We start from the raw sequence: 25463 nt of genomic DNA, 5'->3' as shown, positions 1-25463 counted from the left end.
ATTAAATCTTCAGAATTAAGTCGAGCTACCCGGCGGTTACGCGGCAATGACCAGATTATCGCGGTGGATCAGCTCCGGTTCGCCGGGGTAGCCCAGGCGCTTGCCGATCTCCGCGCTGGGCGCGCCCTGGATGCGCGTCGCCTCGGCCGTGTTGTAGTTGGCCAGGCCCCGCGCCACTTCCCGTCCCTCCGGATCCAGGCAGATGACCAGGTCGCCGCGCTCGAAATCCCCCTCCACCCGGGTCACTCCCACCGGCAGCAGGCTGCGTCCCTGCTCCCGCAATACCTTCACCGCACCGGGATCCAGGCTCAGCCGCCCGCGCGCCTGCAACTGGCCGGCGATCCAGCGCTTGCGCGCCGCCATCACCGACTGCGCCGGCTTGAGCAGGCTGCCGATGGCCTCACCGCGGGCGATTTTCAGCAGGGCATCGGGCGTGCGTCCATGGGCGATCACCGTGGCCGCCCCGGAACGCGCCGCCCAGTGGGCCGCGGTCAGCTTGGTCCGCATGCCGCCGCGCCCCAATACACCCTTGCTGTCCCCGGCCATGCCGGCCAGGCGTGTATCGGACAGCTCGGCTTCGGACACCAGCAAGGCGGAGGGATTGGCGCGCGGATCTGCATCGTAAAGCCCTTCCTGGTCGGTCAGCAGGACCAGCAGCTCGGCCTCCACCAGGTTCACCGTCAGCGCGCCCAGCGTATCGTTGTCGCCGAGCCGGATTTCGTCGGTGGCGACGGTGTCGTTCTCGTTCACCACCGGCACCACGCCCAGCTCGAGCAGCGTATTCAGCGTGCCGCGCGCATTCAGGTAGCGGCCGCGGTCGGACACGTCTTCGTGGGTCAACAGGATCTGCGCCGCGCGCAGGCCGTGCTCCCCGAAGGCGGTTTCATAGGCCCGCACCAGGCCCATCTGGCCCACCGCAGCCGCCGCCTGCAAGCCGTGCAGGGTCGCCGGGCGCTTGGACATGCCCAGCCGGGCCATGCCTTCCGCCACCGCTCCGGACGACACCAGCACGATCTGGTAACCCTGCTGGCGCAGCGTCGCGATCTGCGAGCACCAGTCGGCGATCGCGGCGCGATCCAGCCCCTGGCCGCGCGCCGTGACCAGCGAGCTGCCCACTTTCACCACCCAGCGGCGGCTATTCTTCAGTTTCTGCCGATCCATCGGTGTCGGTGGCATGGCTATTCGGTGATTCGGAGGAATCTGGTGAGTCCGACATATCCGGCGAAAAGTTGCTGACTTCCTCGCGCGGCGGCGCATGCGCCTCCACCCAGTCCATGGCGTCGCGGCACAGCTGCTCCAGGCCGGTATGCGCCACCGCCGAAATGCGGTAGCTGCGGCCCTTCCACTTCAGCTTCTTCAGCGCCTTGTCGCACAGGGCCCTGGCCTCGTCCGCGGGCATCACGTCGGTCTTGTTGAACAGCAGCCACTGTTCCTTGTGCGCCATTTCCGGGCTGAACTCGGCCAGCTCCGCATTGATGGTGCGCACCCGCTCGACGATATCGCCGCCCTCGGGCGGCAGGATGTCCACCAGGTGCAGCAGCAGGCGCGTGCGCTGCAGATGCTTGAGGAAACGGATGCCCAGACCGGCGCCGCTGGCGGCACCTTCGATCAGCCCGGGAATGTCGACCATGACGAAGCTCTTCGCCAGCCCCACCGAGACCACGCCCGGCTGCGGGTACAGGGTGGTGAAGGGATAGTCGGCGATCTTCGGCCGCGCCGCGGAAACGGCGCTGAGCAGGGTCGACTTGCCGGCGTTGGGCATGCCCAACAGGCCCACGTCGGCCATCAGGCTCAGCTCCAGCCGCAAGTCGCGCTGCTCGCCGAGCGAACCCGCCGTGGCCTTGCGCGGCGAACGATTGATGCTGCTCTTGAAACGGGCATTGCCGAGGCCGTGGAAGCCGCCCGAGGCCAGCTTGATGCGATGATCGGGATGCGTCAGCTCGCCGATCAGCTCTTCGGTCTCGACGTCGTAGATCAGGGTGCCGAGGGGCATCGCCACCAGCATCTCGTCGGCGCTGACGCCGCGGCAGTTGGCACCGCTGCCGTTCTCGCCGCGCTTGGCGCGGAACACCCGGTTGAAGCGGAAATCCGCCAGGGTATTGAGATTGACGTCGGCTACGGCATAGATGCTGCCACCGTCGCCGCCGTCGCCGCCGTCCGGGCCACCGAAGGGGATGGCGCGCTCGCGGCGGAAGCTGACGCAGCCGTTGCCGCCGTCGCCGGCTTCGACACGGATGGTGGCTTCGTCAACGAATTTCACTATGGAACGTCCCTGTCCAGGCTACCCGACATCGATGTCGGGACTGCCCGGACAAATAAACACAAAAGCAAAAACAAAGGCCCCGTTAGGGGCCTTTGTTTTGAAACCGGATTGCCTAGGCCGTGACAATGTCGACGAACGTGCGGCTCTTCGGCCCGCGCACGCGGAACTCCACCTTGCCGTCGACCTTGGCGTAGATCGTGTGATCCTTGCCCAGGCCGGCGTTGACGCCGGCGTGCACGCGCGTACCGCGCTGGCGCACGATGATGTTGCCGGCAATGACCTGCTCGCCGCCGAAATGCTTCAGGCCGAGACGCTTGGACTGTGAATCGCGGCCGTTACGGGTACTGCCGCCTGCCTTCTTATGTGCCATTTCTGAATGCTCCTGCTGCGACGCGGCTTAGGCGCCGACGATCTCGGTGATCTTGACCGCCGTGAAATTCTGACGGTGGCCCTGCTCTTTGTGGTAGTGCTTGCGGCGACGGTGCTTGATGATGCGGATCTTGTCGCCGCGGCCGTGGGCGGTGATTTCCGCCTTGACCGTCGCGCCAGCCACCAGCGGGGCCCCGACCTTGATGCTGTCGCCGTCGGCGACCATCAGCACTTCTTCAAAGGTGAAGGCGGAGCCGACGTCCGCGGTGAGGCTTTCCACCTGCAGGGATTCGCCCGGGGCAACCCGGTACTGTTTGCCACCGGTCTTGATAACGGCGTACATCGTTGTTCGGCTCCGAATGCGCCTTTGGATGAAACCGGGCGCCCAAAAAAGTAGAAAAAGTGAATTTAAGTCAGTGAATCCGCGATTTTAGCGGCTTCCGACCCTCCGGTCAACGCACCGGCGGCATTCGCCACCGGGCGCATATTTTTACATATCAGGCACTTGAAGCTGAAGTCCCCCATGACTCCTGCGCAGTGAAGCGCCGGTGGTCCGCGGACCCTGCCCGGCACGGTCAAATACGCGAGCCGGAACCACCACGTAAGCCGCTGCCCCTACAATGAACGCCGATCCGTTCAACAGGCGCAAGCCAGGGAAACAGAACCGATGCGAACCCTCGTCCTGGGCGCCGGCGGCACCGGCGGCTACTTCGGCGGCCGGCTGCTCGAAGCCAACCGCGACGTCAGCTTCCTGGTGCGCAGCCGCCGCGCCGCGGAGCTGGCCGAAACCGGCCTGGTGATCCACAGCCCGGTCGGCAACGCCCGGCTCAAGCCGCGCGTCATCGCCCCGGGCGAGTTCCTCGAAACCTTCGACCTCGTCATCCTCGCCTGCAAGGCTTATGACCTCGACAGCGCCATCGAGGCCATCGCCCCCGCTGTCGGCCGCAAGACCGCCATCCTGCCCCTGCTCAACGGCCTCAAGCACTACGACGCCCTCGACGCCCGCTTCGGCGCCGAGCGCGTCCTCGGCGGCCTCTGCTCCATCGCCGTCACCCTGGGTGAAAAAGGCGCCATCCAGCACCTCGGCCCGATGCACGTCCTGCGCTTCGGCGAACGCTCGGGCGAACGCAGCGAACGGATCGAAAAGCTGGAGGAACTGGTCAAGGGCGCCAACATGGACGCCAAGTCCAGCCGCGACGTGATGCAGGCCCTGTGGGAAAAGTGGGTCATGCTCGCCAGCCTCGCCGGCATGACCTGCCTGATGCGCGCCGCCATCGGCGACATCGTCGCCGCCGCGCCCATCGGCAAGAAGCTGATGCTGCAATTGCTGGACGAATGCGCCGCCGTCGCCAACGCTTACGGCCGCGCCCCGCGACCCGCCGTGCTGGAAGACACCCGCACCCTGCTGACCAAGGCCGGCTCCACCTTCACCGCCTCCATGCTGCGCGACATCGAAGGCGGCCACCGCGTCGAAGCCGACCACATCCTGGGCGACCTCATCGCCCGCGGCCAACGTGCCGGCGTTTTCACGTCCCTGCTGGAAATCGCCTACTGCCACGTCAAGGCCTACGAAGCGCGGCAGGCAAGACAGGGCTGAGCCGCCAGCCAGCGCCGCCCTGACCCAATGGTCATCCTGCGCAGCGAAGGATCCGGCCCCGCGCCGAGGGCGCCCACCTGTAGGTCGGTTCAAGGGCGCATCGCGCCCGGAACCGACATGCGCCGCCGGATAGTGCGCTGTCGGATCCGCTTCGCTTGATCCGACCTGCATTCGCAGTATTCACAACCAGCCTTCTAAAACGCCCGATCGATCAATGCCTTCAACGGCGCATGCGCCGGCAGCGTCCCGAACGCCAGCCCATGGCTCCCACCGAGCCGCGACTCACAGAACGCATCCGCAACCTGCCGGTTCCCCGCGCGCACCAGCAATGCCGCCTGCAGCGCCAAGGCCATCCGCTCCACCAGAAACCGCGAACGCAGCTCCAGCGTATCGGTATCCCCCAGGTCCCGCGCCAGCCGCACGACTTCCGCATCCAGCGCCGGATGCCCGCCCCTGGCCAGGGCGAATTCCGCGAACAGCGCCTCCCGCGTCGCCGGCTCGCGCGCCAGCGCGCGCAGCACGTCCAGGCACTGGATGTTGCCGCTGCCCTCCCAGATCGAATTCAGCGGCGCCTGCCGGTACAGTCGCGGCAGGATCGATTCCTCCACGTAACCCGCCCCGCCCAGGCACTCCTGCGCCTCGTTGACGAAGGGCGGGCAGCGCTTGCACACCCAGTATTTGCCGATCGCCGTGGCGATGCGCGCGAACGCCGCCTCTTGCGGATCGCGCCCGGTGGCATCCACCGCCCGCGCCACGCGCAGGGTCAGCGCCACCGCCGCCTCGGATTCCAGCGCCAGGTCGGCCAGCACGTTCTGCATCAGCGGCTGCTCCACCAGAAACTTGCCGAAGGCCTTGCGGTGGCGTGCATGGTGCACCGCCTGCACCAGCGCCTGGCGCATGATGCCGCTGGAGCCGATCAGGCAGTCCTGCCGGGTCAGCGCCACCATCTCCAGGATCGTCGCCACGCCGCGCCCTTCCTCGCCCACCATCCAGGCCAGCGCGCCCTGGAACTCCACCTCCGAACTGGCGTTGGACCAGTCGCCCAGCTTCTCCTTCAGGCGCTGGATGCGGATCGCGTTGCGCGTGCCGTCCAGGCGGAAGCGCGGCAGCAGGAAGCAGGAAATGCCCGCGTCGGCCTGCGCCAGCACCAGGAAGGCATCGCACATCGGCGCCGAGAAGAACCACTTGTGCCCGACCAGTTCATATAACTGTCCGGTGCCGCGGCTGCCGACCGGATAAGCCTTGGTCGTATTGGAACGCACGTCGGAACCGCCCTGCTTCTCCGTCATGCCCATGCCGATGGTGTTGCCGCGCTTGTCCCAGGCCGGGATGAAACGCTGGTCGTACTCGGTCGAAGTGATGCGCGGCAGCCAGGCCCTGGCCAGCTCCGGCGCATGGCGCAGCGCCGGCACGCAGGCATAGGTCATGGTCAGCGGACAGCCATTGCCCTGCTCCGGCTCCGCGTGCAGATAGGCCAGCGCCGCGCGCGCCACGTGCGCCCCCACCTTGTCCGCATTGCGCCAGGCAAAGCTCGGAATGCCGTGGGCAATGCCCAGTTCCATGATGCGGTGATACGCCGGGTGAAACTCCACTTCGTCGATGCGGTTGCCGTAGCGGTCGAAAGGCTTGAACTTCGGCTTGTTCTCGTTGGCGAGGAAGCCCAGCTGCATCAGTTCGCCGCCGGCCACCGGCCCGAACGCCGCGACCGACGGCTCCGCCCAGCCGCCGCCTTCCCGCAGCAACGCCTCGCGCAGTGGCAGGTCGGTGGCATAGGCATCGTAAGGCGCCAACGGCGGCGCCTGGTTGCTGACTTCATGGGTGATGAAGCTGCTGCTTAGCGGCTGGTTCATGCTTTGGCTCCTACTGCGCGCAGGCACAGTGCAATGATCGAATCGGCGACGGACTCGCGCGCCGTCGGTACGGAATGCAGCAAAGGCCCAAGCAGGGCCTCGCCCAGCACGCCCACCAGGGCGGTGGCGGTGACATGGGCGTCCTGCGGGGCGAACTCGCCGGAGACGATGCCTTCCTGCACCAGCTTCTCCAGCACCATCGCATAGGCCTGGCGATAGCGCAGGCGCTCGGCCTCCACCTGCGGATCCACCGGCTCGGCGATCAGCGCATAGGCCAGCCGGCGATTGCGCAACGCGCGGCTGATGAACATGGCCAGGGCGCGGTTCAGGCGCTGCGTGCAGTTCCCATCCCCCACGGTCGCCGCCAGCATCGCCTCGACTTCGCGCTGCGAGTTGTCGCGAAACACCTCGGCGAACAGCTCGATCTGCGTCGGGAAATAACGATAAATGGTACCGGTGGCCACCCCCGCCCCGGCCGCCACCGCAGTCATCTGTGCCGCGCGGAAACCGCCTTGCCCGACCAGCGCACGCGCCGCCTCCAGGATGGCCACCCTCACCCCATCCTTGCGCGCCCGCACCTGCGCTGTTTCACGGTAGGCCATGGATTGAATCCAAATTCATTTCTTAAAGGATTGAACTCCTGTTCATTGTTTAAGTCAAGTCACCGCATTCCCAATCCACCCGCGTTTTGATATCTTGATATCACAAACGTGATGGAGTTTGTCCATGGCCCAGTTCACCGTCCGCAACCTCGAAGAAGACGTCAAGCAGCGCCTGAAGAAGCGCGCCATCCGCCACGGCACCAGCCTGGAGGATGAGGTGCGCCAAATCCTGCGCAACGCGGTGAAGGACGAAGTCCGCGCCAAGGCGGGCCTCGGCAGCCGCATCAGCGCCCGCTTTGCCGTCGATAGCCTCACTTCGGAACTGCCCGAACTGCATGGCGAGGGCGCGAAGCCGGCGGATTTCAACGCTTGATCATCCTCGACACCAACGTCCTTTCCGCACTGATGCAGGCTGTGCCGGAACCGAAGGTCGTCGCCTGGCTGGACCGGCAACCCTCCGAATCGGTCTGGATCACCAGCATCACCGTCTTCGAGGCGCGGTTCGGCCTGAGCCTGCTGCCCGCTGGACGGCGACGCCAGGCCCTGGAGGCCGCCTTCATGCAATTGCTGGAGGAAGATCTGGAAAATCGCGTGCTGCCGTTCGACGATGCGGCTGCCGCCGAAGCCGCCGCCCTGGCGGCACGACGTCAAATTGCCGGCCGCCCGGTGGACTTCCGCGATACCCAGATCGCCGGAATCGCACTGGCGCGCCGAGCCATGCTGGTCACCCGCAACGTGCGGCACTTCGCCGATCTGGCAATCCAGGTGGTCAATCCCTGGGAATGAAGCCCCGTACAAGGAACCGGGATGGCAGCCTCCGGTCGATGGAGCGATAATCCGCGACCCCATGGTTTCCCCCTCCGTGTCCGACACCGCCCCCGTCCTCAGCACCCTGCCCCTGCCCGCGGCGGCCGGCGCGCGCACGCATTGGTCCGGCCTGCCCGGCCCCGCCATGGCCCTGGCCATCGCCGAGGCGGCCGCGCGCCACGACGGCCTGGTGGTGGCGATCACCGCCGGCGAGCAGCACGCCTACCGCCTGGAAGAGGAACTGCGCTTCTTCCTCGACAAGCAGCAGATCGTCACGCATTTCCCGGATACCGAGACGCTTCCCTACGACCCGTTCTCGCCGCACCAGGAAATCCTCTCCGACCGCCTCGCCGCCCTCTACCGCCTGCCCGAACTGACCCGCGGCGTGCTGATCGTCACCGCCGGCACCCTGCTCGAACGCCTGCCGCCGCGCACCTGGCTCGACGGCCGCATGCTGCTGCTCCAGGCCGGCGACAAGCTGCCGCCGCTGGCCTTCCGCGAACGCCTCGTCGCCGCCGGCTACCAGAGCGTGTCCGAGGTGCAGACCCAGGGCGAGTTCGCCGTGCGCGGCGCGCTGATCGACGTCTTCCCGATGGGCTCGGCCGTGGCCTACCGCCTCGACCTGTTCGACGACGAAGTCGAGAGCATCCGCCAGTTCGATCCCGAGACGCAGCGCTCCACCGAGAAAGTGGACGAGATCCGCCTGCTGCCGGCGCGCGAATTCCCCACCGACAAGGAAGGCATCGACACCTTCCGCCGCCGTTACCGCGAGTACTTCCCCGGCGACCCGGCGCGCTCGCGCGTCTACGCCGAGGTAAGCAAGAAGCTGATGCCGGGCGGCATCGAAGCCTACCTGCCGCTGTTCTTCAACCCCGCCCCGGGCATGGACGGGGGCGGCACCGCCACCCTGTTCGACTACCTGCCCGCCGGCAGCCTGATGGTCGAGGCCGACGACATCGCCGCCGCCCTCGCCACCGAGTGGAAGCAGATCGAGGAACGCCACGAGCGCTACTCCGGCAACATCGAGCGGCCGCTGATGAAGCCCGCCGACCTGTTCCTGGAACCGTGGCTGGCGCAGAAGCGCCTGTCCTTCTACGCCTCAGTCGGCATCAGCCTGGAAGCCGATGCCGGCATCGAGATCCTCGCCGCCGGCGCCGAGCCGGTGCGCAGCTTCCTCGCTTCCAGCGCCGACCGCGTGCTGTTCGTGGCCGAATCTGCCGGCCGCCGCGAGGCCCTGCTCGACTGGCTCAAACCGCTCGGCCTGCAAAGCCGCGTGCATGACAGCTGGTCCGCCTTCGTCGCCGACCGCAACCGCTACGGCATCACCCTCGGCCCGCTGCAGGACAGCTTCCGCGTCGCCGCCGCCGGCATCGCCCTCATCGCCGAGGCCCAGGTGTTCGGCCAGCGCGCGCCGGTCTCGGTGCGCAAGCGCGGCAAGATCCGCGATCCCGAAACCATCCTGCGCGATCTCAACGACCTCAAACCGGGCGCCCCGGTGGTCCACATCGAGCACGGCGTCGGCCGCTACCTCGGCTTGCAGAAACTCGACGCCGGCGGCGTCGAGGCCGAATACCTGGTGCTGGGCTACGCCGACGGCGACAAGCTCTACGTCCCCGTCGCCTCGCTCAATCTGATCCACCGCTACACCGGCGCCGAAACCGAAGCCGCGCCGCTGCACAACCTCGGCTCCGAACGCTGGTCCAAGGCCACCGCCAAGGCGCGCGAACGCGCCGCCGACGTCGCCGCCGAACTGCTGCAGGTGCAGGCCCGCCGCGCCGCCAAGCCCGGCACGCCGATGAGCTTCGACCAGGCCGACTATGCCCGCTTCTGCGAAGGCTTCCCGTTCCAGCCCACCATCGACCAGCAGAAAGCCATCGACGCCGTGCTGGCCGATCTCGCCGGCACCAAGCCGATGGACCGCGTGGTCTGCGGCGACGTCGGCTTCGGCAAGACCGAGGTGGCCCTGCGCGCCTGCTTCACCGCCGCGCGCGCCGGCAAGCAGGTTTGCGTGCTGGCGCCCACCACCCTGTTGGTGCAGCAGCACGAGAAGAATTTCCGCGACCGCTTCGCCGACTGGCCGCTGCGCATCGCCGGCCTGTCCCGCCTGCGCACCGCCAAGGAACAGGCCGCCCTGCTCGACGACCTGCGCGAGGGCAAGGTCGACATCGTCATCGGCACCCACCGCCTGTTGCAGGACGACGTGCGCTTCAAGGACCTCGGTCTGGTGGTGGTCGACGAGGAGCACCGCTTCGGCGTGCGCCACAAGGAGCGCCTGAAGAACCTGCGCGCCGAGGTGCACCTGCTCACCCTCACCGCCACGCCGATTCCGCGTACCCTCAACATGAGCCTGGCCGGCCTGCGCGACATGTCGATCATCGCCACCCCGCCGACCTCGCGCCTGGCCATCCGCACCTTCGTCGCCGAATGGGACAACGCCCTGGTCTACGAAGCCTGCCTGCGCGAACTGCGCCGCGGCGGCCAGATCTACGTGCTGCACAACGAAGTGCGCACCATCGAGCGCTTCTCCGCCGACCTGCAGAAACTGGTGCCGGAGGGCCGCGTGCGCTTCGCCCACGGCCAGATGCGCGAGCGTGAACTCGAGCAGGTGATGCTCGACTTCTACCACGGCCGCTTCAACATCCTGGTCTGCACCACCATCATCGAGTCCGGCATCGACGTGCCGACCGCCAACACCATCCTCATCGACCGCGCCGACCACCTCGGCCTGGCCCAGCTCCACCAGCTGCGCGGCCGCGTCGGCCGCAGCCACCACCGCGCCTACGCCTACCTGCTGGTACCGAGCAAGCGCGCCCTTTCGCCCGATGCCGAACGGCGCCTGGAAGCGATCGAACAGCTCGGCGAACTCGGCTCCGGCTTCGTCCTCGCCACCCACGACCTGGAAATCCGCGGTGCCGGCGAACTGCTGGGCGAGAACCAGTCCGGCCAGATCGAGGAAGTCGGCTTCACCATGTATGCGGAACTGCTGGCGGATGCCGTCAAGGCGCTGCGCTCCGGCCGCATCGAGGACGCTCCCTTCGGCCACGCCGCCTGCGAAGTCGACCTCGGCGTCTCCGCCCTCATTCCGGAAAGCTATGTGCCCGATGTGCACACCCGCCTGGTGCTGTACAAGCGCATCGCCGAAACCCGCGAGGAGCACGCCCTGGACGAACTCAAGGTCGAGATGATCGACCGCTTCGGCCTGCTGCCGCCGCAAGCCGAGTACCTGTTCGAAACCGCGCGCCTGCGCCAGCAGGGCGAACAACTCGGCGTGGTCAAGATCCGCGTCGGCGCCAAGTCCGCCACCCTGGATTTCGGCCCGCAGCCCAAACTCGAACCGATCAAACTGATCAAACTGATCCAGACCCAGCCCAAGGTCTACAAACTCGAAGGCCAGAAGCGCCTCAACATCATCGCCAAGGAATTCGAAGACCCCAAGGCCCGCCAGCCGGGGCTATCCGCGCTGCTTGCACGACTTGCCGCTTGACGTCACGGACCATAGGCCGCGCAATAAGCCCGTGAGCGCGCCTTACCAGCCTTTTGATACAACCCGTTCGCCCCGAGTGCCCGCGCAGCGGGTGCTGCTTTTCCGAATGTCCCGAGTGAATCGCGAAGCGATTTGTATCGAGGGAGGGGCCGGTGCTTCGCTATCCCCGGCGACAAGCCAATTCGCGATGCCCTTCCAGAAAACGAGTCAGGAAGCGCAATAGATGCCCACCACCGCCATCATCCTCTGCGGCGGCGCCGGCGAACGCATGCAGGGCCTCGACAAGCCATTGCACCCCCTGCTCGGCCAGCCCCTGCTTGAACACGTCCTCAAACAGTTACAGCCCCAGATCGAAGCGGTAGTCATCGTCGCCAATCGTCAACACGAAACCTACGCCACCTACGGCCTGCCCGTCGTCGACGACGGGATCTACAAGGGCCGCGGCCCCCTCGCAGGCATCGCCGCCGGCCTGGCGGCAAGCAACACCGACTGGGCCCTGTGCACTCCGGGCGATGCCCCGCTGCTGCCGCCCGACCTGCTGCAACGCCTGCAACACGCCCTGCAACGCGACAGCGCCGACCTGGCCGTGGTCAACGACGGCACCGGCCGCCAGCCGCTATGCTGCCTGCTGCCGCGCCGCCTGCTGCCTGATTTACAAGACTATCTGGACAACGGCGGCGATGCCCCCCGCCGCTGGCAGGCCCGCTATCGCGTCGCGGAAGCTGACTGCTCCGACTGGCCGCACTGGGCCTGGAGCCTCAACACGCCGGAAGAATGGGCCGCGGCCGAACAGCAACTGCGTCAAAGGAAAGACCTCACATGATTTCACTCGAAGACGCACTGGCCAGCTACGCGCAGAACCTGCGCGCCCTGCCCGCCGAAACGGTACCGGTGACGCAGGCGCTGAACCGCGTGCTGGCTGAAGCACAAAACTCCACCACCGACCTGCCGCGCTTCGACCAGAGCGCCATGGACGGTTACGCCTTCCGCGCCGCCGACATCGCCGCCGCCGGCACGGCCGCGCCGGTACGCCTGCCCGTCGCCGTGCATCTCCCGGCCGGCACCCATGAACACCTGGCGGCGCTGTCCGCGCACACGGCCGCCCGCATCCTCACCGGCGCGCCCATGCCGCCCGGCGCCGACACCATGATCCCGCAGGAACGCGTCACCCTCGACGGCGACACCCTGGTCTTCACCGAGCCCTTCGCCGCGCGCAAGAACGTGCGCTATCGCGGCGAGGAGCTGAAGCAGGGCGCCTTCATCGCCGCTGCCGGCCAGCGCGTCACCCCGGGCCTGCTCGCCTCCCTGATCAACGCCGGCCTGCACCATGTGCGCGTCACGCGCCTGCCGCGCATCCACGTACTGATCACCGGCGACGAGATCCGCCCGGTCGGCGCCACCCTCCGGCCCGGCGAGATCCACGACAGCAACGGCCCCATGATCGGCGCCGTGCTCCAGCACTGGGGCTATCCGCCGCCGGTGGTCGAACATGTCCTCGACGATGCCGCCGTGGTGAAGACCGTGCTGGAACGCGCCTACGCCGAAGCCGATCTGGTCATCAGCGCTGGCGGCGCCTCCGTCGGCGACCACGACTTCCTGCCCGCCACCGCCGAAGCCCTGGGCATGCGCCGCGTCTTCTGGAAAGTGGCGCAGAAGCCGGCCAAGCCCCTCTTCTTCGGCGTGCACAGGAACCGCGTCCACCTCGCCCTGCCCGGCAATCCCGGCGCCGTGCTGATCAGCCTGGCGCTGCACGTACGCCGCGCGCTGGACTGCCTCGAAGGCCTCGCCCAGCCCGGCCCGGCCTGGAACCACGCCCGCCTGGCGGAAACCGTCGAGCGTGATGCGCAGCGCGTGCGCCTGCTGCGCATGCGCCTGGACCATGCGGAAGACGGCACCGCCCTGCTGCACCCCCTGCCCAAGCAGGACTCGCACATGCTCAGCAACCTGGCCTCGGCCCAGGTGCTGGCCTGGGTGCCGCTCGGTGACGGCGACTGCGCCGCGGGAACCGTGCTGCGCTGGACCGCACTGCCCGACTGACTCGCGGGACTGCGATCGGCGTCCGCTCGGCCCGTGCGCCTTCAACAACCCGGCGATCCGCGCATTGACCTGCCCCGACTTGCAGCCTCGCAAAGCGGACTACGCCGATTGTCGTCGCTGGAGTCGTGGATCTGAACAACTATGTACTTCCCGCAGCTGTATTTCGGAAAGTACCGATACCGCCGCAGCGGCGTTTGCTGGAAACTTTGTGCCGGGATCATCGGAATTCGACCGCGACATAGCCGATGGATCGCATGGGCCAAAGCTTCTGAGGATCAGACATGCTCCACTACATCGATGCTTTTTCAGGATTTCTCGTGGCGACCGCGCTGGCGGTGATCGCCTCGGAATGCGTTTATGCCCTTGCTTGGCGGCGCCAGCGGAAAGCGGTGCCGGCGGCGATCTATATCCGCCAAGGACAATCCCGTCTGCACCAACCGGCCCGGCGCTGAAACGGGCTGGCGAAACCGAATCACTCCTCCCTGCATCTGCAGGCCTATGGGGGCGGACCCGCACGGTCCGCCCCTTTTTTTATTCCTGATCCGGCCAGGCTCGAAAAATCCATCGCTCGTGTTCAGCCTGCTTTGTCTCCGGATCCGCACCTGCCCCTCGCCTGTGTGACCCTGTCGAGGTCTTTGTTCGTTGCCAGAGGAGCGGGAGGCATTACTGGCCGGGCAGCGGAAGCTGAGGCCGAGCTCCGCTTCGATCAATTTCCGGCATCCGGAAGCGATCACCGGCGCCCCACAGGAATGGCACCCGCGAGGAGACTTCAGAGCATTGAAACCGGGAAATGACCGCCCCGTAAACGCCCCCCCACCGGTCGCATGCGTGCCAACAAAAAACCTTGGCACGCATGGCACGCATGGCACGCATGGAGGTTTTGTCGCGTTCTGTTCCCCGAGGTCGGCAGACTACGGAAGCAACCCTACTCCGCCGGAACCAGCGACTCCTCGATCAGCCGCCGCAACTCAGGCACGCAGGACCCGCAATTGGTCCCTGCCTTGAGCCGTTGCCCAAGCTGCTTGGGCGTGGTGCAGCCATGTTCGCGAATAGCCCTCTGCAAGGTGCGCCGGCCGACGCCGAAGCAGGCGCAAACCGTCGGCCCGGTATCACCATCGAGCGAAGGCCGCCCGGCCAGAAGACTGCCGCGCTCCCCTGCACCCAGACATTCCTTGGCGAACAAGGCTCCCAACCACTCGCGCTCAGGCAGATCCGGACGCGGTGATACGAAGACACAGGCTTCCAGCCGCCCGTTGTCGATGCGCGCCGCGCGGTAGGCACCGGCCGAGGCATCGGCATAGTCGAGCCATTCGCCCGCCCCGGCCAGCCGCGCCCGCACCCAGGCGGACCAGTCACGGTCGCGGCCGCGACCGGCGAATTCGTAACGCTGGAATTGCGTGCCGGAAGAGCGCGCCCAATACGCAAGGTCCGTGATTTCCACCGGGCGGCGCACCAGCAGGAAGCCGTACCAGTCGACGCTGAAGGGCTCGATCTGCGCCGGCGTGTGTTTGAATTCCGGCTCGCCGGAAACCGGGTCCACCACCGGATTGACCAGCGCGCCGGTGCGCGCATCGGCGGCGAAGGCGTCGCTCCAGTGGATCGGCAGGAATAGATTACCGCGCCGCTGCTCGCGGCTGCTGTTGACCCGCGCTACCGCCGCGCCCCAATGCGTCGAGATGCGCGCCAGTTCGCCGTCGCGCAGGCCATACGTCAGCAAGTCCTGTGGATGGACCTCGACGAACGGCTCCGGACGATGCGCAGTCAGCCGCGGCGCCCGGCCGGTGCGCGTCATGGTGTGCCACTGGTCGCGGATGCGGCCGGTGTTGAGCACGAGGGGATACTTCTCGTCCGGCGCATGTGCCGGCAGGCGCGGCACGGTCGGCACGAAGCGCGCGCGGCCATCCGGCGTGGTGAAACGCATCTTCGGAAACAGTTCGCCCGAAACCTGCCGCTCCGGCGCCAGCGGCCAGCGCACCGGCTTCAGTTCGTCGTATTCGAGATCGCTGAGATTTTCCAGCCCGGACAGGTTGAACACGCGCGCATCGCCCTGCGTTGCATCATTCTCGTACGCCGACAGGCGCGCATGCTCGAGGAAGATCTCGTGCGCCGAACGGAAGTTGAAACCCTCGGCATAGCCCAGCCGCTTCGCCATCTCGCAGATCGCCCACCAGTCGGGCCGGGCTTCGCCAGGCAGCGGCAGGAAGGCGCGCTGGCGGGAAACGCAGCGCTCGGAATTGGTGACCGTGCCGGTCTTTTCACCCCAGGCCGCCGCCGGCAGCAGCACATGCGCCAGCTTGGCGGTATCGGTATCGGCCACGCAGTCGGACACCACCACCAGTTCGCAACGCTGCAGCGCCTCGCGTACGCGGTCGGCATCGGGCAGGCTCACCAGCGGATTGGTGGCCATGATCCAGACCGCCTTGACCTTGCCCTGGCCGATCGCCTCGAACAGGTCGACCGCTTTCAATCCCGGCTTGTCGGCGATGCGCGGGCTGTTCCAGAAGGCGCGCACCCGGTCGCGATGTTGCGCGTTGTCCAGGTCCATATGTGCGGCCAGCATATTGGCCAGGCCGCCGACCTCGCGCCCGCCCATGGCATTGGGCTGGCCGGTGATGGAAAACGGTCCGGCGCCGGGCTTGCCGACACGCCCGGTGTAGAGGTGACAGTTGATGATGCTGTTGACCTTGTCGGTGCCGCTGCCCGACTGGTTCACGCCCATCGAGAACATCGTCACCGTCCGCGCCGTGGCGGCGAACAGCGCATAGAATTCACCCAGCAGCCCGGCTTCGATGCCGCAGGCCAGCGCCACCGCGGCAACATCGCCGCCGTCGATGGCGGCGCGTAGCGCCGCGTCCAGGCCCTGCGTATGCGCCGCGATGAAGTCCTGGTCGGCCTTCCCTTGCGCACTCAAATAGGCCAGCAGGCCATTGAACAATGCAACGTCGGAGCCGGAACGCAGCGGCAGGTGCAGGTCGGCGATGTCGCAGGTCGGGGTGCGCCGGGGATCGATCACCACCAGTTTCAGATCCGGCCGGCGCTCGCGCGCGGCGACGATGCGCTGATACACCACCGGATGGCACCAGGCGGTATTGGAACCCACCAGCACGATCAGGTCGGCCGTTTCCAGGTCCTCGTAGCTGCACGGCACCACATCCTCGCCGAAGGCGCGCTTGTACCCCGCCACCGCCGATGACATGCACAGCCGCGAATTGGTGTCGATGTTGGCGGTACCCCACCAGCCCTTCACCAGCTTGTTGGCGACGTAGTAATCCTCGGTCAGCAACTGGCCCGAGACGTAAAGCGCCACGCTGTCCGGGCCATGCCGCTCGATGATGCGCCCGAACTTCTCGGCCACGTAATCCAGCGCCTCGTCCCAGCTCACCTGCTCGTCGCGGAAGGCGGCGTCGCGGCCGCCGATACGGCTGCGGATATGCGGATGCAGCAGCCGCCCATGCAAGGATACCGTTTCACCCAGCGCCGAACCCTTGGAGCAGAGCCGGCCGAAGTTGGCCGGGTGCGCGGGATCGCCGGCGATGGTGGCGCTGCCGTCTGCGCGCGACGTGGCCAGCACGCCGCAGCCGACTCCGCAGTAGGGACAGGTGGTGCGGATTGCCGGCACCGGCTCGGTCATGGTCATGAACGCGGCGGACTAGGCCGCAACCTGCACGTCGGCATACGCGCGGCCGAACAGCAGCCGATCACGCAGCGGACCGACATCGCGCTTCTCGTTCATCAGTTCCAGGTACCAGGAACCGTCACGGGCGTCGCCGTAGAGCAGCGCACCGCAGACCCGGTTGTCCTTCAGCACCACGCGCTTGTAGATGCCGGCTTCCGGATCGCGCAGGATCAGCACCTCGCAGCCCTCGCCGCCGGCGAAGTTGCCGCCCGAGAACAACTCGATGCCGGTGACCTTGAGCGAGGTCGAAACCACCGAGCCGCCGTAGCGCAGATGGCCGAAGCCGGCCAGGTGGGCCGCACAGACCCGTGCCTGCTCCCAAAGCGGCGCCACCAGCCCATACGTCGCGTTGCGATGCTGCACGCACTCGCCCACCGCATAGACGCGCGGATCGTAGGTTTGCAGCGTATCGTCGACCAGGATGCCGCGCCCGCATTGCAGCCCAGCCTCCTTGGCCAGGGCCGCATTCGGCGTCACACCGGCGGTCATCACCACCAGGTCGGCCGGAATGCTGCTGCCGTCGGCAAAGCGCAGCGCCGTGGCCCGCTCCTCGCCTTCCACCGCAACGGTCTTGGCGCCCAGCACGAACTTGATGCCGCGGCTCTCCAGCGAGCGCCGCAACAGGGAGGCGGCATAGGCATCGAGCTGCCGTTCCATCAGGATCTCGAGCCCGTGCACCACGGTGACATCCATGCCTTGCAGCAGCAGGCCGTTGGCCGCTTCCAGCCCGAGCAATCCGCCGCCGATCACCACCGCATGACGCTGCGCGCGCGAGGCATCCATCATCAAGCCTACGTCCGCCACATCGCGGAATGTGATCACTCCCGGCAGGTCCTTGCCCGGAATCGGCAGGCGGTTCGGCGTGGAGCCGGTCGCCATCAGCAGGCGGTCGTATCCGGCCTCGATGCCGCTGCGCGTGCGCACCACCCGCTTGGTGCGATTGATCGAGACCACGGGATCGCCGGTATGCAGGGTGATGCCCTGCCTGGCATACCAGGCCAGGTCGTGCAGCACGATATCCTCGAAACGCTTCTCGCCCGCCAGCACCGGCGACAACAGGATGCGGTTGTAATTGCCGTGCGGCTCGGCGCCGAAGATGGTGATGTCGTACAGATCCGGCGCAATGCGCAGCAGGTCCTCGATCACCCGCATGCCGGCCATGCCGTTGCCGATCATCACCAGCCTTTGCCGCTTCTCGCTCGGCGCGGCCGCCACGGTCACGCCCAGCTGCACCGCGCCGTTGTAGACCCGCACCGGATAGATCGGCACCGACACCGCTGCGTCCTCGACGCAGACGCCGTCGCGCAGGCGGAAATGCTGCTTGTACACCGGCGAGGCCACCACCGGTTCGCCGCCGAGGTCGCCGGTGATGCCGCGCGCCAGCACATTGGCCTCGCTGAACGGATCGTGATTGCCGAGCGCGTACACATCCTCGGATTCACCGAGGCGGAAGATCGCCACCTGCTCGGTGCCAACCAGCGCGGCCACGCCGGAGTCCGGCCAAATCTCTTCCAGCGCACAGATCGTGCGCCATAAGATGCGACCGCCAGTCATGCCGCTTCCTTTTCTAGTGCATTGCGGGCGAGGCTGCGCTCGTCCTCGGTGGCCGGGCGGATCTGCCCGCGTTCCTCGACGAACACCACGTTGTTGTCGCCGGCGTCGCTGTTGACGAAGGTGCGGAAGCGCCGCAGCGTCGCCGGGTCGTTCACCGCCTTCTTCCACTCGCACTCGTAGGTATCGACCAGGTGCTGCATCTCCGCTTCCAGTTCCGCGGCGATGCCGAGCTTGTCCTCACATACGACCTGCTTCAGGTAATCCAGACCGCCTTCCAGGTTTTCCATCCATACCGAGGTGCGCTGCAGGCGGTCGGCGGTACGCACGTAGAACATCAGGAAACGGTCGACGTAACGGACCAGGGTTTCCTTGTCGAGGTCGGACGCCAGCAACTCCGCATGGCGCGGCTTCATGCCGCCGTTGCCGCAGACATAGAGGTTCCAGCCCTTTTCCGTGGCGATGATGCCGACATCCTTGCTCTGCGCCTCGGCGCACTCGCGGGTGCAGCCGGACACGGCGAACTTGAGCTTGTGCGGCGAGCGCATGCCGCGATAGCGGTTTTCGATCTCGATCGAAAAGCCGACGCTGTCCTGCACGCCGAAGCGGCACCAGGTACTGCCGACGCAGGACTTCACCGTGCGTACCGCCTTGCCGTAGGCGTGGCCGGACTCGAAGCCGGCGGCGATCAGTTCCCGCCAGATCGCCGGCAACTGATGCACCTGCGCTCCGAACAGGTCGATGCGCTGGCCGCCGGTGATCTTGGTGTAAAGGCCGTACTTCTTCGCCACTGCGCCAATGGCGATCAGCTTGTCCGGGGTGATCTCGCCGCCGGGCACGCGCGGCACCACCGAGTAAGTACCATCCTTCTGGATGTTGGCGAGGTAGTAGTCGTTGCTGTCCTGCAGCTTGGCGTGGCGCGGCTGCAGCACGTGCTCGTTCCAGCACGAAGCCAGGATCGAGCCCACTGTCGGCTTGCAGATGTCGCAGCCACGGCCCTTGCCGTGCTTGCTCAGCAAGTCGTCGAAGGTGCGGATCTTCTCCACCCGCACCAGGTGATACAGCTCCTGGCGCGAATGCGGGAAGTGCTCGCACAGATGGTTGCTGACGGTGACGCCGCGAGCCGTCAATTCATACTTGAGGATCTGCGTCACCAATGGCCCGCAGCCACCGCAGGACGTAGCCGCCTTGGTGCACTTCTTCAGTGCGCCCAGCGTGGTGGCGCCCTCGTCGATGGCGGCGCAGATCGCCGCCTTGCTGACATTGTTGCAGGAGCAGATCTGCGCAGCCGCCGGTAACGCGCCCACGCCCAGGCCAGGCTTGGCCGCGCCGTCCAGCGCCGGCAGGATCAGCGACTCCGGCCGCTCCGGCAGCGGCATGCGGTTGAGCATGTATTGCAGCAACGTTCCGTAGTCCTCGGCCTCGCCCACCAACACGCCGCCGAGCAGGAACTTGCCGCAGTCGCTCACCACCAGCTTCTTGTAAATCTGCTGGCGTTCGTCGATGAAGCTGTAGGCCAGCGAGCCCTTGGTGGCGCCGTGGGCGTCACCAAGGCTGGCCACGTCCACGCCCATCAGCTTGAGCTTGGTGCTCATGTCGGCACCGGTGAAGCCCGCGCTTTCCTTGCCGAGCAACTGATCGGCAACAACTTGCGCCATCTGGTAGCCCGGCGCCACCAAGCCGTAGATGCGGCCCTGGTACAAGGCGCACTCGCCGATGGCGTAGATATCCGGATCGCTGGTGCGGCAGGCCTCGTCGACGACGATGCCGCCGCGCTCGCCCATTGCCAGCCCGGCCTGCTTCGCCAGCTCGTCGCGCGGACGGATGCCGGCGGAGAACAGGATCAGATCGGTTTCCAGGAAGCTGCCATCGGCGAACTTCATGCGGTGACGGCAGTTCTCGCCATCCACGATCTCCTGCGTGTTCTTGCCGGTATGCACGGTGACGCCGAGCTGTTCGATCTTGCGGCGCAGGATGCGCCCGCCGCCGTCGTCCACCTGCACCGCCATCAGGCGCGGCGCGAACTCGACCACGTGCGTGGTCAGGTTCATGTCCTTCAACGCCTTTGCCGCTTCCAGCCCGAGTAATCCGCCGCCGACCACGACACCCACTTTGGACTCGCGGCCGGCGGCGGCGATCGCCTCCAGATCCTCGATCGTGCGGTAGACCAGACAAGCCGGCCGGTCCTTGCCCGGCAGCGGAGGAACGAAGGGATAGGAGCCGGTGGCCAGCACCAGCTTGTCGTAGGCCAGGATTTCACTGGCACTCGTCGTCACAGTCCTGGCGGCGCGATCGATCTGCACCGCCTTGGCGTTGAGCTTGAGCAGCAGGTTGCCGTGCTCCTCGAAGAAGCCCGGTGTTACCAGCGACAGCTCATCGGCGCTCTTGCCAGCGAAGAATTCCGACAGGTGCACGCGGTCGTAAGCCGGCCGCGGCTCCTCGCACAACACCGTGACTTCGACGGCGGCATCGGTCTGTGCCACCAGCTGCTCCAGCAGCTTGTGGCCGACCATTCCATTACCGACGACAACTATCTTTTTCCGTTCCATTTCCATCCGGCGATTTGAATTGAAGAGTTCGACGGCAGGCTTACTCGGCGTGAACCGCGCCCTGCATGCCGTCATCGCTCGGCCCGGCGCTGTGATCCACCACCGCCCAGGTCAGCCATTCCTGGCGCAGCACCACTACCAGCACCAGCGCCGCAGCGGAGATTCCACCGAAGGTGGCGAAGCCCATCTGGTAGCTGCCGGTGCTTTCCTTGGCGATGCCCATGATCACCGGCAGGTAGAAGCCGCCGATGCCGCCTGCGGCGCCGATGATGCCGGTCATCACGCCGGTCTTGCCTTTCCAGCGATGCGGCACCAGCTGGAAGGTGCTGCCGTTGCCGAGGCCGAAGCACAGATACAGGCAGAACAGCAGCACCACGCCGCCGGCCAGCGGCGGCATCACCACGGCAAAAGTGAAGTCGAGCAGGGAGATGCCGGTGAGCAGCACCAGCAGCGCACGCACGCCGGTCACGCGATCGGCGAGCCAGCCGCCGAACGGGCGCACGATGGCGCCGGTGAAGGCGAAGCCCGCCATCATCAGGCCGGCATCGACCTTGGACATGCCCCACAGGCTGGTCACCAGCGTGCTGACATAGGAGGACATGCCGACGAAGCCGCCGAAGGTGATGCTGTAGACCAGCATGATCACCCAGGTGTCGCGCTCCGCCAGCACCGCACGGTAACGCTGCGGCAGCACCGCGATGGCCAGGGCCGCGCCGATCGGCGGCAGCAGCAGCAGGCCCGTCTTGCCCTGGCCCAGGTAGCCGCCATTCACCAGCAGCACCAGCCCGATCAAGCCAACCAGGGTCACGGCAAATCCGGCGAAGGCCTGTGCCCCCTTGCCGCTCTTCGCACTCAGGTCACTGGCCCAGAAGATCACCGCAGCGGCGGTCAGTGCCAGCAGCGGCAGCGCCGCGGCGGTGGCATGCTGCCAGCCGTAAGCCTGTGCCAGGCCCGGGAACATGAAGCCATCGAGTACCGCGCCGATGTTGCCGGCGGCGGCGAGGCCGAGCACCAGGCCCTGCACCTTCGGCGGGTAGTTGCTGCCCGCCATCGGCAGGGCCACGGCGAAGCTGGCGCCGCCGACGCCCAGGAACACGCCCAGCACCAGCAGCGTGGTGTAGGACGGCGCGCCGGGGAACAGCAGGAACACCGAGGGGATCGCCGACAGCAGGATACCCATCAGGGCCAGACGCTTGCCGTCCTGCGACTGGAACAGATTGCCCAGCGTCACGCGCAGGATCGCCGCCGACAGCACCGGTACCGCCACCAGGAAGCCCTGTGCGGCCGGCGTCATGGTGATGTCCTTGCCGATGAAGGGCGCCAGGGGACCCAGCATCACCCACACGGTGAAGCCGGTGTCGAAGTAGAGGAAGCACGCCAGGAGTGCTTTCCAGTTGCCGCTTTTCAATGAGGCTATGACCTGTTTCATCTGTACTCCTAGTTGTTGACCATCCACCCGACACGCAGCAGCGAACTGCCTTGTGTTTGCCGAGGACCGGTGAGGCGTGCCGGCCGAGCGGCCAAAAAAAAAGACGTCTCGCCGCGCTTGCGCGCAGACGGACGCCTTTGTCCAAGACTCTCTAGAATTTCGCGTCCCGAACCCGCCGTTGGGCTCCCGCGCCTTTGCGCGGAAATGGAACACGGGAGTTATTGAGCAAGCAGCGTGCCACTTTGATCCGGCCGGGGCACATTCCTTGCTGCACCATTGCGGCGCTTCCCTCCCCCGGCGCCAGGTTAGTGCATGGCCGCCAGAGTCCTGATCATCGACGCGCAATCCGAGCGCACGGAACAACTGGCGCAGGCGCTGGCGGCCGCGGGCTTTGAGGTGGCGGGTATCGTGGCGGAATCCGACGATGTGCATGGGGCTGTGAAAGCCCTCAAGCCGGATGCCATCCTGATCGACGCCGACTCTCCTTCCCGCGATACCCTGGAAGGCTTGGCGATCCTCGGCAAGCGCTTCCCGCGCCCCATCTTGATGCTCAGCGAGTCCACGGACACCGATTTGGTGCGCGATGCTGCAAGGCTGGGCATCAGCACCTATGCCGTGGACGGCATCTCGCCGGTGCTGCTGCGCTCCCTGGTCGAAGTCACCATGGCCCACTTCCAGAATCAGCGCAGCCTGGCCAGCGAACTACAGGAGGCGCAACAGGCGCTGCAGGACCGCCGCCTCATCGACAAGGCGAAGTACCGGCTGGTGCAGGAGATGCACATGACGGAAGAAGAGGCCTATCACCAGCTGCGCCGCATGGCGATGGAACGCGGCATGAAGATCGCGGAACTGGCCAGGCTGCTGGCCGAGCGCGGAACGGCGGGCTGACATGAACAACAAGGAACCAGCGATGAATCCGCATCAGCCAACCAGGGCCGGGACCGGAGAGGCGCCGGAAAAGAGCAAGGTGACGATCGGCTTCATCGCCCTCACCGACTGCGCCAGCGTGGTGATGGCGCAGGAACTGGGCCTGTTCAGCAAGTACGGCCTGGACGTGACCCTGTCGAAACAGCCGAGCTGGGCGGCGATCCGCGACCGCGTCACCCTGGGCGAGCTCGACGCCGCCCACATGCTCTACGGCCTGGTCTACGGCGTGCACCTCGGCATCGGCGGCCCGCGGCAGAACATGGCGGCGCTGATGGGACTCAACCACAACGGCCAGGCCATCGTCCTCTCCAACCAGTTGCGCGAGCAGGGCGCAGTCGACGGCCCATCCCTGAAGAAACTGCTCGACCGCAAGGAACGCAGCTACACCTTCGCCCAGACCTTCCCGACCGGCACCCACGCCATGTGGCTGTTCTACTGGCTCGCCGCCGCCGGCATCGACCCGTTGCGCGACGTGAAGATCATCACCGTGCCGCCGCCGCAGATGGTGGCGAACATGCGCGCCGGCAATATGGACGGCTATTGCGTCGGCGAACCCTGGGGCGGCGCCCGCGCCATCCAGGAAGGCATCGGCTTCGCCGCGACGACGACCCAGGCGATCTGGCGCAACCATCCGGAAAAGGTGCTGGGCACGACGCGGGAATTCGTCGAGAAGTATCCGAATACCGCACGGGCCATGATCCGTGCCGTACTCGAGGCATCACGCTATATCGACACCATGGCCAACCGCGATCATGTCGCCCGCGTCATCAGCGCCGCCGCCTACGTCGATGCGCCGACGGAGGTCATCGCCGGCCGCCTGCGCGGCGAATACGAGAACGGCCTGGGCCGCAAATGGCAGGAAGCCGACCATATGAAGTTCTTCAACGGCGGCGAGGTCAATTACCCCTATCTGTCCCACGGCATGTGGTTCCTGACGCAGCAGCGGCGCTGGGGCCTGCTGGGACACGATGTGGATTACCTGGCGGTGGCGAAGCAGGTGAACCAGATCGAGCTGTACAGCGACGTGGCCCGCTCCATGGGGATCGCGGTGCCGGCCAGCCCCCTGAAGACCGAAACGCTGTTCGACGGGGTGGTCTGGGATCCGACGAAGCCGGAAACGTATCTGGACCACTTTGCGATCAAGGCATGACATCAACCTCGCCAATCCCTCTGCCCAAGACTATTGCCAATTCCTTCCCAATCTCATCTGACGGAGCACCCGCATGGATCGCAACGACGTCACCCGCAAGATCATCAATGCCAAGGTCAGCAAGGGCATCAAATGGGCCGAGGTCGCGAAGAAGGTGGGCCTGAGCAAGGAGTGGGTCACGGCCGCTTGCCTCGGCCAGATGACGCTCGATGCGAAGCAGGCCAAGGTCGTCGGCAAGATCTTTGGGCTGGACGAGAATGAGATCGCCTGGCTGCAGGTGGTGCCGTACAAGGGTTCGCTGCCCACGGCGGTGCCGACCGACCCATTGATCTACCGCTTCTACGAACTGGTCAGCGTCTACGGCACCACCTTCAAGGAGTTGATCCACGAAGAATTCGGCGACGGCATCATGAGCGCCATCGACTTCAAGATGGACCTGACCCGCGAAACCGATCCGAAGGGTGATCGGGTCAATATCGTGATGAGCGGGAAATTCCTGTCGTACAAGACTTACTGAGTCTGCGTTCCCCGCCAAGGCGCCGCTCGCCGCCTTGCTACGGAATTTCGCCCTCAAGGGCTTCCATCGAACCCAGGGCCAGCCAGGTGCGCGGCACGCCGCGTTCATGGTCGAGCAGCCAGCGCTTGCGCGGCAGGCCGCCGCCGTAGCCGGTGAGCTTGCCGTTGCTGCCCAGCACGCGATGGCAGGGCACGATGATGGAAACCGGGTTGCGGCCGTTGGCCAGGCCCACCGCCCGCGAGGCGCTGGGCTGGCCGATGCGCCGCGCCAGTTCGCCGTAGCTGATGGTTTCGCCGAACGGAATGTTCAGCAATTCGTTCCACACGCGGACCTGGAACTCGGTACCTTGCAGGTTCAGTTCCAAGTCGAATCGCTTCAGTTCATCGGCGAAATAGGAACGCAGCTGCGTCCGCGCATGGCGCAGGCAGGCATCGTTGCGGCGCCAGTGCGGCTGCATGCCGTCCCAGTGTGCGTGCTTCTGCATGTACAGGCCGGTGATGCCGTCGCCATCGGAAAGCAGCAGCAATTCGCCTACCGGGCTGGCCATGCTGCTGAAGTACTGAGTCGCAGTCATCGTTTGGCCAAACTCCTTTTTTGAATACCAGCATCAAGGCCATCCATGGCGAGACCTCGTCATTACCTGAGATCCCGGCCC

General features: G+C 66.4%; 21 protein-coding genes. 10 read left to right on the top strand and 11 right to left on the bottom strand.

What is annotated here, in order from left to right; translation table 11 throughout:
* Positions 1–36: 36 nt before the first annotated feature.
* The 4 genes from proB to rplU form a co-directional block, all read right to left on the bottom strand.
* The gene (gene proB, locus BP26_RS0125325; protein ID WP_245611893.1) at positions 37–1176 is read right to left on the bottom strand and encodes a glutamate 5-kinase; all 1140 of its coding nucleotides are present in this window, start codon (positions 1174–1176) and stop codon (positions 37–39) included.
* Positions 1136–2260 carry an Obg family GTPase CgtA gene (gene cgtA, locus BP26_RS0125320; protein ID WP_084183446.1) on the bottom strand — a complete coding sequence of 375 codons (1125 nt, stop codon included), beginning with the start codon at positions 2258–2260 and terminating at the stop codon, positions 1136–1138. The genes proB and cgtA overlap by 41 nt, the downstream gene beginning before the upstream one ends.
* A gap of 115 nt (positions 2261–2375) precedes the next feature.
* A complete protein-coding gene (gene rpmA / locus BP26_RS0125315; protein ID WP_029923337.1) occupies positions 2376–2633 on the bottom strand; it encodes a 50S ribosomal protein L27 in 258 nt (85 codons plus the stop codon).
* A 27-nt stretch (positions 2634–2660) separates the two neighbouring features.
* Positions 2661–2975, bottom strand: coding sequence for a 50S ribosomal protein L21 (gene rplU, locus BP26_RS0125310; RefSeq protein ID WP_029923336.1), 315 nt, complete (start codon positions 2973–2975; stop codon positions 2661–2663).
* 324 nt (positions 2976–3299) lie between these two features.
* Here rplU and panE point away from each other — a divergent pair, with 324 nt between their 5' ends.
* Positions 3300–4229, top strand: coding sequence for a 2-dehydropantoate 2-reductase (gene panE / locus BP26_RS0125305; protein ID WP_029923335.1), 930 nt, complete (start codon positions 3300–3302; stop codon positions 4227–4229).
* Positions 4230–4423: 194 nt separating this feature from the next.
* Here the strand turns inward: panE and BP26_RS0125300 are convergent, their stop codons facing one another.
* Together BP26_RS0125300 and BP26_RS0125295 are read right to left on the bottom strand one after the other, a co-directional pair.
* Positions 4424–6079, bottom strand: a complete 1656-nt coding sequence (locus BP26_RS0125300; RefSeq protein ID WP_029923334.1) for an isovaleryl-CoA dehydrogenase — start codon at positions 6077–6079, stop codon at positions 4424–4426.
* The gene (locus BP26_RS0125295; RefSeq protein ID WP_029923333.1) at positions 6076–6681 is read right to left on the bottom strand and encodes a TetR/AcrR family transcriptional regulator; all 606 of its coding nucleotides are present in this window, start codon (positions 6679–6681) and stop codon (positions 6076–6078) included. Before BP26_RS0125295 ends, BP26_RS0125300 begins: the two co-directional genes overlap by 4 nt.
* 124 nt (positions 6682–6805) lie before the next feature.
* On the opposite strand from BP26_RS0125295, the gene BP26_RS0125290 reads away from it, so the two are divergent.
* From BP26_RS0125290 to BP26_RS29960, 6 genes are all read left to right on the top strand, one after another.
* Complete coding sequence (locus BP26_RS0125290; RefSeq protein WP_029923332.1) at positions 6806–7054, top strand: FitA-like ribbon-helix-helix domain-containing protein; 249 nt, start codon at positions 6806–6808, stop codon at positions 7052–7054.
* A complete protein-coding gene (locus BP26_RS0125285; protein WP_029923331.1) occupies positions 7051–7467 on the top strand; it encodes a type II toxin-antitoxin system VapC family toxin in 417 nt (138 codons plus the stop codon). The genes BP26_RS0125290 and BP26_RS0125285 overlap by 4 nt, the downstream gene beginning before the upstream one ends.
* A 61-nt stretch (positions 7468–7528) precedes the next feature.
* A complete protein-coding gene (gene mfd, locus BP26_RS0125280; RefSeq protein ID WP_029923330.1) occupies positions 7529–10972 on the top strand; it encodes a transcription-repair coupling factor in 3444 nt (1147 codons plus the stop codon).
* 223 nt (positions 10973–11195) lie between these two features.
* Positions 11196–11795, top strand: a complete 600-nt coding sequence (gene mobA / locus BP26_RS0125275) for a molybdenum cofactor guanylyltransferase MobA (protein ID WP_029923329.1) — start codon at positions 11196–11198, stop codon at positions 11793–11795.
* Positions 11792–13009, top strand: coding sequence for a molybdopterin molybdotransferase MoeA (locus tag BP26_RS0125270; protein WP_051749479.1), 1218 nt, complete (start codon positions 11792–11794; stop codon positions 13007–13009). Before mobA ends, BP26_RS0125270 begins: the two co-directional genes overlap by 4 nt.
* A 281-nt stretch (positions 13010–13290) precedes the next feature.
* Positions 13291–13461: a hypothetical protein gene (locus tag BP26_RS29960; protein ID WP_157572768.1), complete on the top strand. Its 171-nt coding sequence runs from the start codon at positions 13291–13293 to the stop codon at positions 13459–13461.
* 473 nt (positions 13462–13934) lie between these two features.
* On the opposite strand, the gene BP26_RS0125265 is transcribed toward BP26_RS29960, so the two are convergent.
* From BP26_RS0125265 to BP26_RS0125250, 4 genes are read right to left on the bottom strand one after another with little or no spacing between them, the layout of a single operon-like run.
* Positions 13935–16646 carry a nitrate reductase gene (locus BP26_RS0125265; RefSeq protein WP_029923327.1) on the bottom strand — a complete coding sequence of 904 codons (2712 nt, stop codon included), beginning with the start codon at positions 16644–16646 and terminating at the stop codon, positions 13935–13937.
* A gap of 12 nt (positions 16647–16658) precedes the next feature.
* Positions 16659–18239: a nitrite reductase small subunit NirD gene (nirD, locus tag BP26_RS0125260; protein ID WP_029923326.1), complete on the bottom strand. Its 1581-nt coding sequence runs from the start codon at positions 18237–18239 to the stop codon at positions 16659–16661.
* On the bottom strand, positions 18236–20785 hold the full coding sequence (gene nirB, locus BP26_RS0125255) for a nitrite reductase large subunit NirB (RefSeq protein ID WP_029923325.1): 2550 nt from the start codon (positions 20783–20785) through the stop codon (positions 18236–18238). Before nirB ends, nirD begins: the two co-directional genes overlap by 4 nt.
* A gap of 40 nt (positions 20786–20825) precedes the next feature.
* Positions 20826–22214 carry an MFS transporter gene (locus tag BP26_RS0125250; protein ID WP_029923324.1) on the bottom strand — a complete coding sequence of 463 codons (1389 nt, stop codon included), beginning with the start codon at positions 22212–22214 and terminating at the stop codon, positions 20826–20828.
* Positions 22215–22526: 312 nt separating this feature from the next.
* Here BP26_RS0125250 and BP26_RS0125245 point away from each other — a divergent pair, with 312 nt between their 5' ends.
* The 3 genes from BP26_RS0125245 (at position 22527) to cynS (ending at position 24808) form a co-directional block, all read left to right on the top strand.
* The gene (locus BP26_RS0125245; RefSeq protein ID WP_029923323.1) at positions 22527–23102 is read left to right on the top strand and encodes an ANTAR domain-containing response regulator; all 576 of its coding nucleotides are present in this window, start codon (positions 22527–22529) and stop codon (positions 23100–23102) included.
* Between the two features lie 22 nt (positions 23103–23124).
* A complete protein-coding gene (locus tag BP26_RS0125240) occupies positions 23125–24291 on the top strand; it encodes a CmpA/NrtA family ABC transporter substrate-binding protein (protein ID WP_211255050.1) in 1167 nt (388 codons plus the stop codon).
* Between the two features lie 73 nt (positions 24292–24364).
* On the top strand, positions 24365–24808 hold the full coding sequence (cynS, locus tag BP26_RS0125235; RefSeq protein WP_029923321.1) for a cyanase: 444 nt from the start codon (positions 24365–24367) through the stop codon (positions 24806–24808).
* Positions 24809–24845: 37 nt separating this feature from the next.
* Here cynS and BP26_RS0125230 read toward each other — a convergent pair whose 3' ends face one another.
* Complete coding sequence (locus BP26_RS0125230; RefSeq protein ID WP_051749476.1) at positions 24846–25382, bottom strand: methylated-DNA--[protein]-cysteine S-methyltransferase; 537 nt, start codon at positions 25380–25382, stop codon at positions 24846–24848.
* Positions 25383–25463: the final 81 nt, after the last annotated feature.

Origin of the sequence: Nevskia soli DSM 19509 (assembly GCF_000711955.1) — a bacterium.
Taxonomy (GTDB): domain Bacteria; phylum Pseudomonadota; class Gammaproteobacteria; order Nevskiales; family Nevskiaceae; genus Nevskia; species Nevskia soli.
Note: the sequence above shows the minus strand (reverse complement) of the source record. Positions and strands in the feature narration are given on the sequence as shown.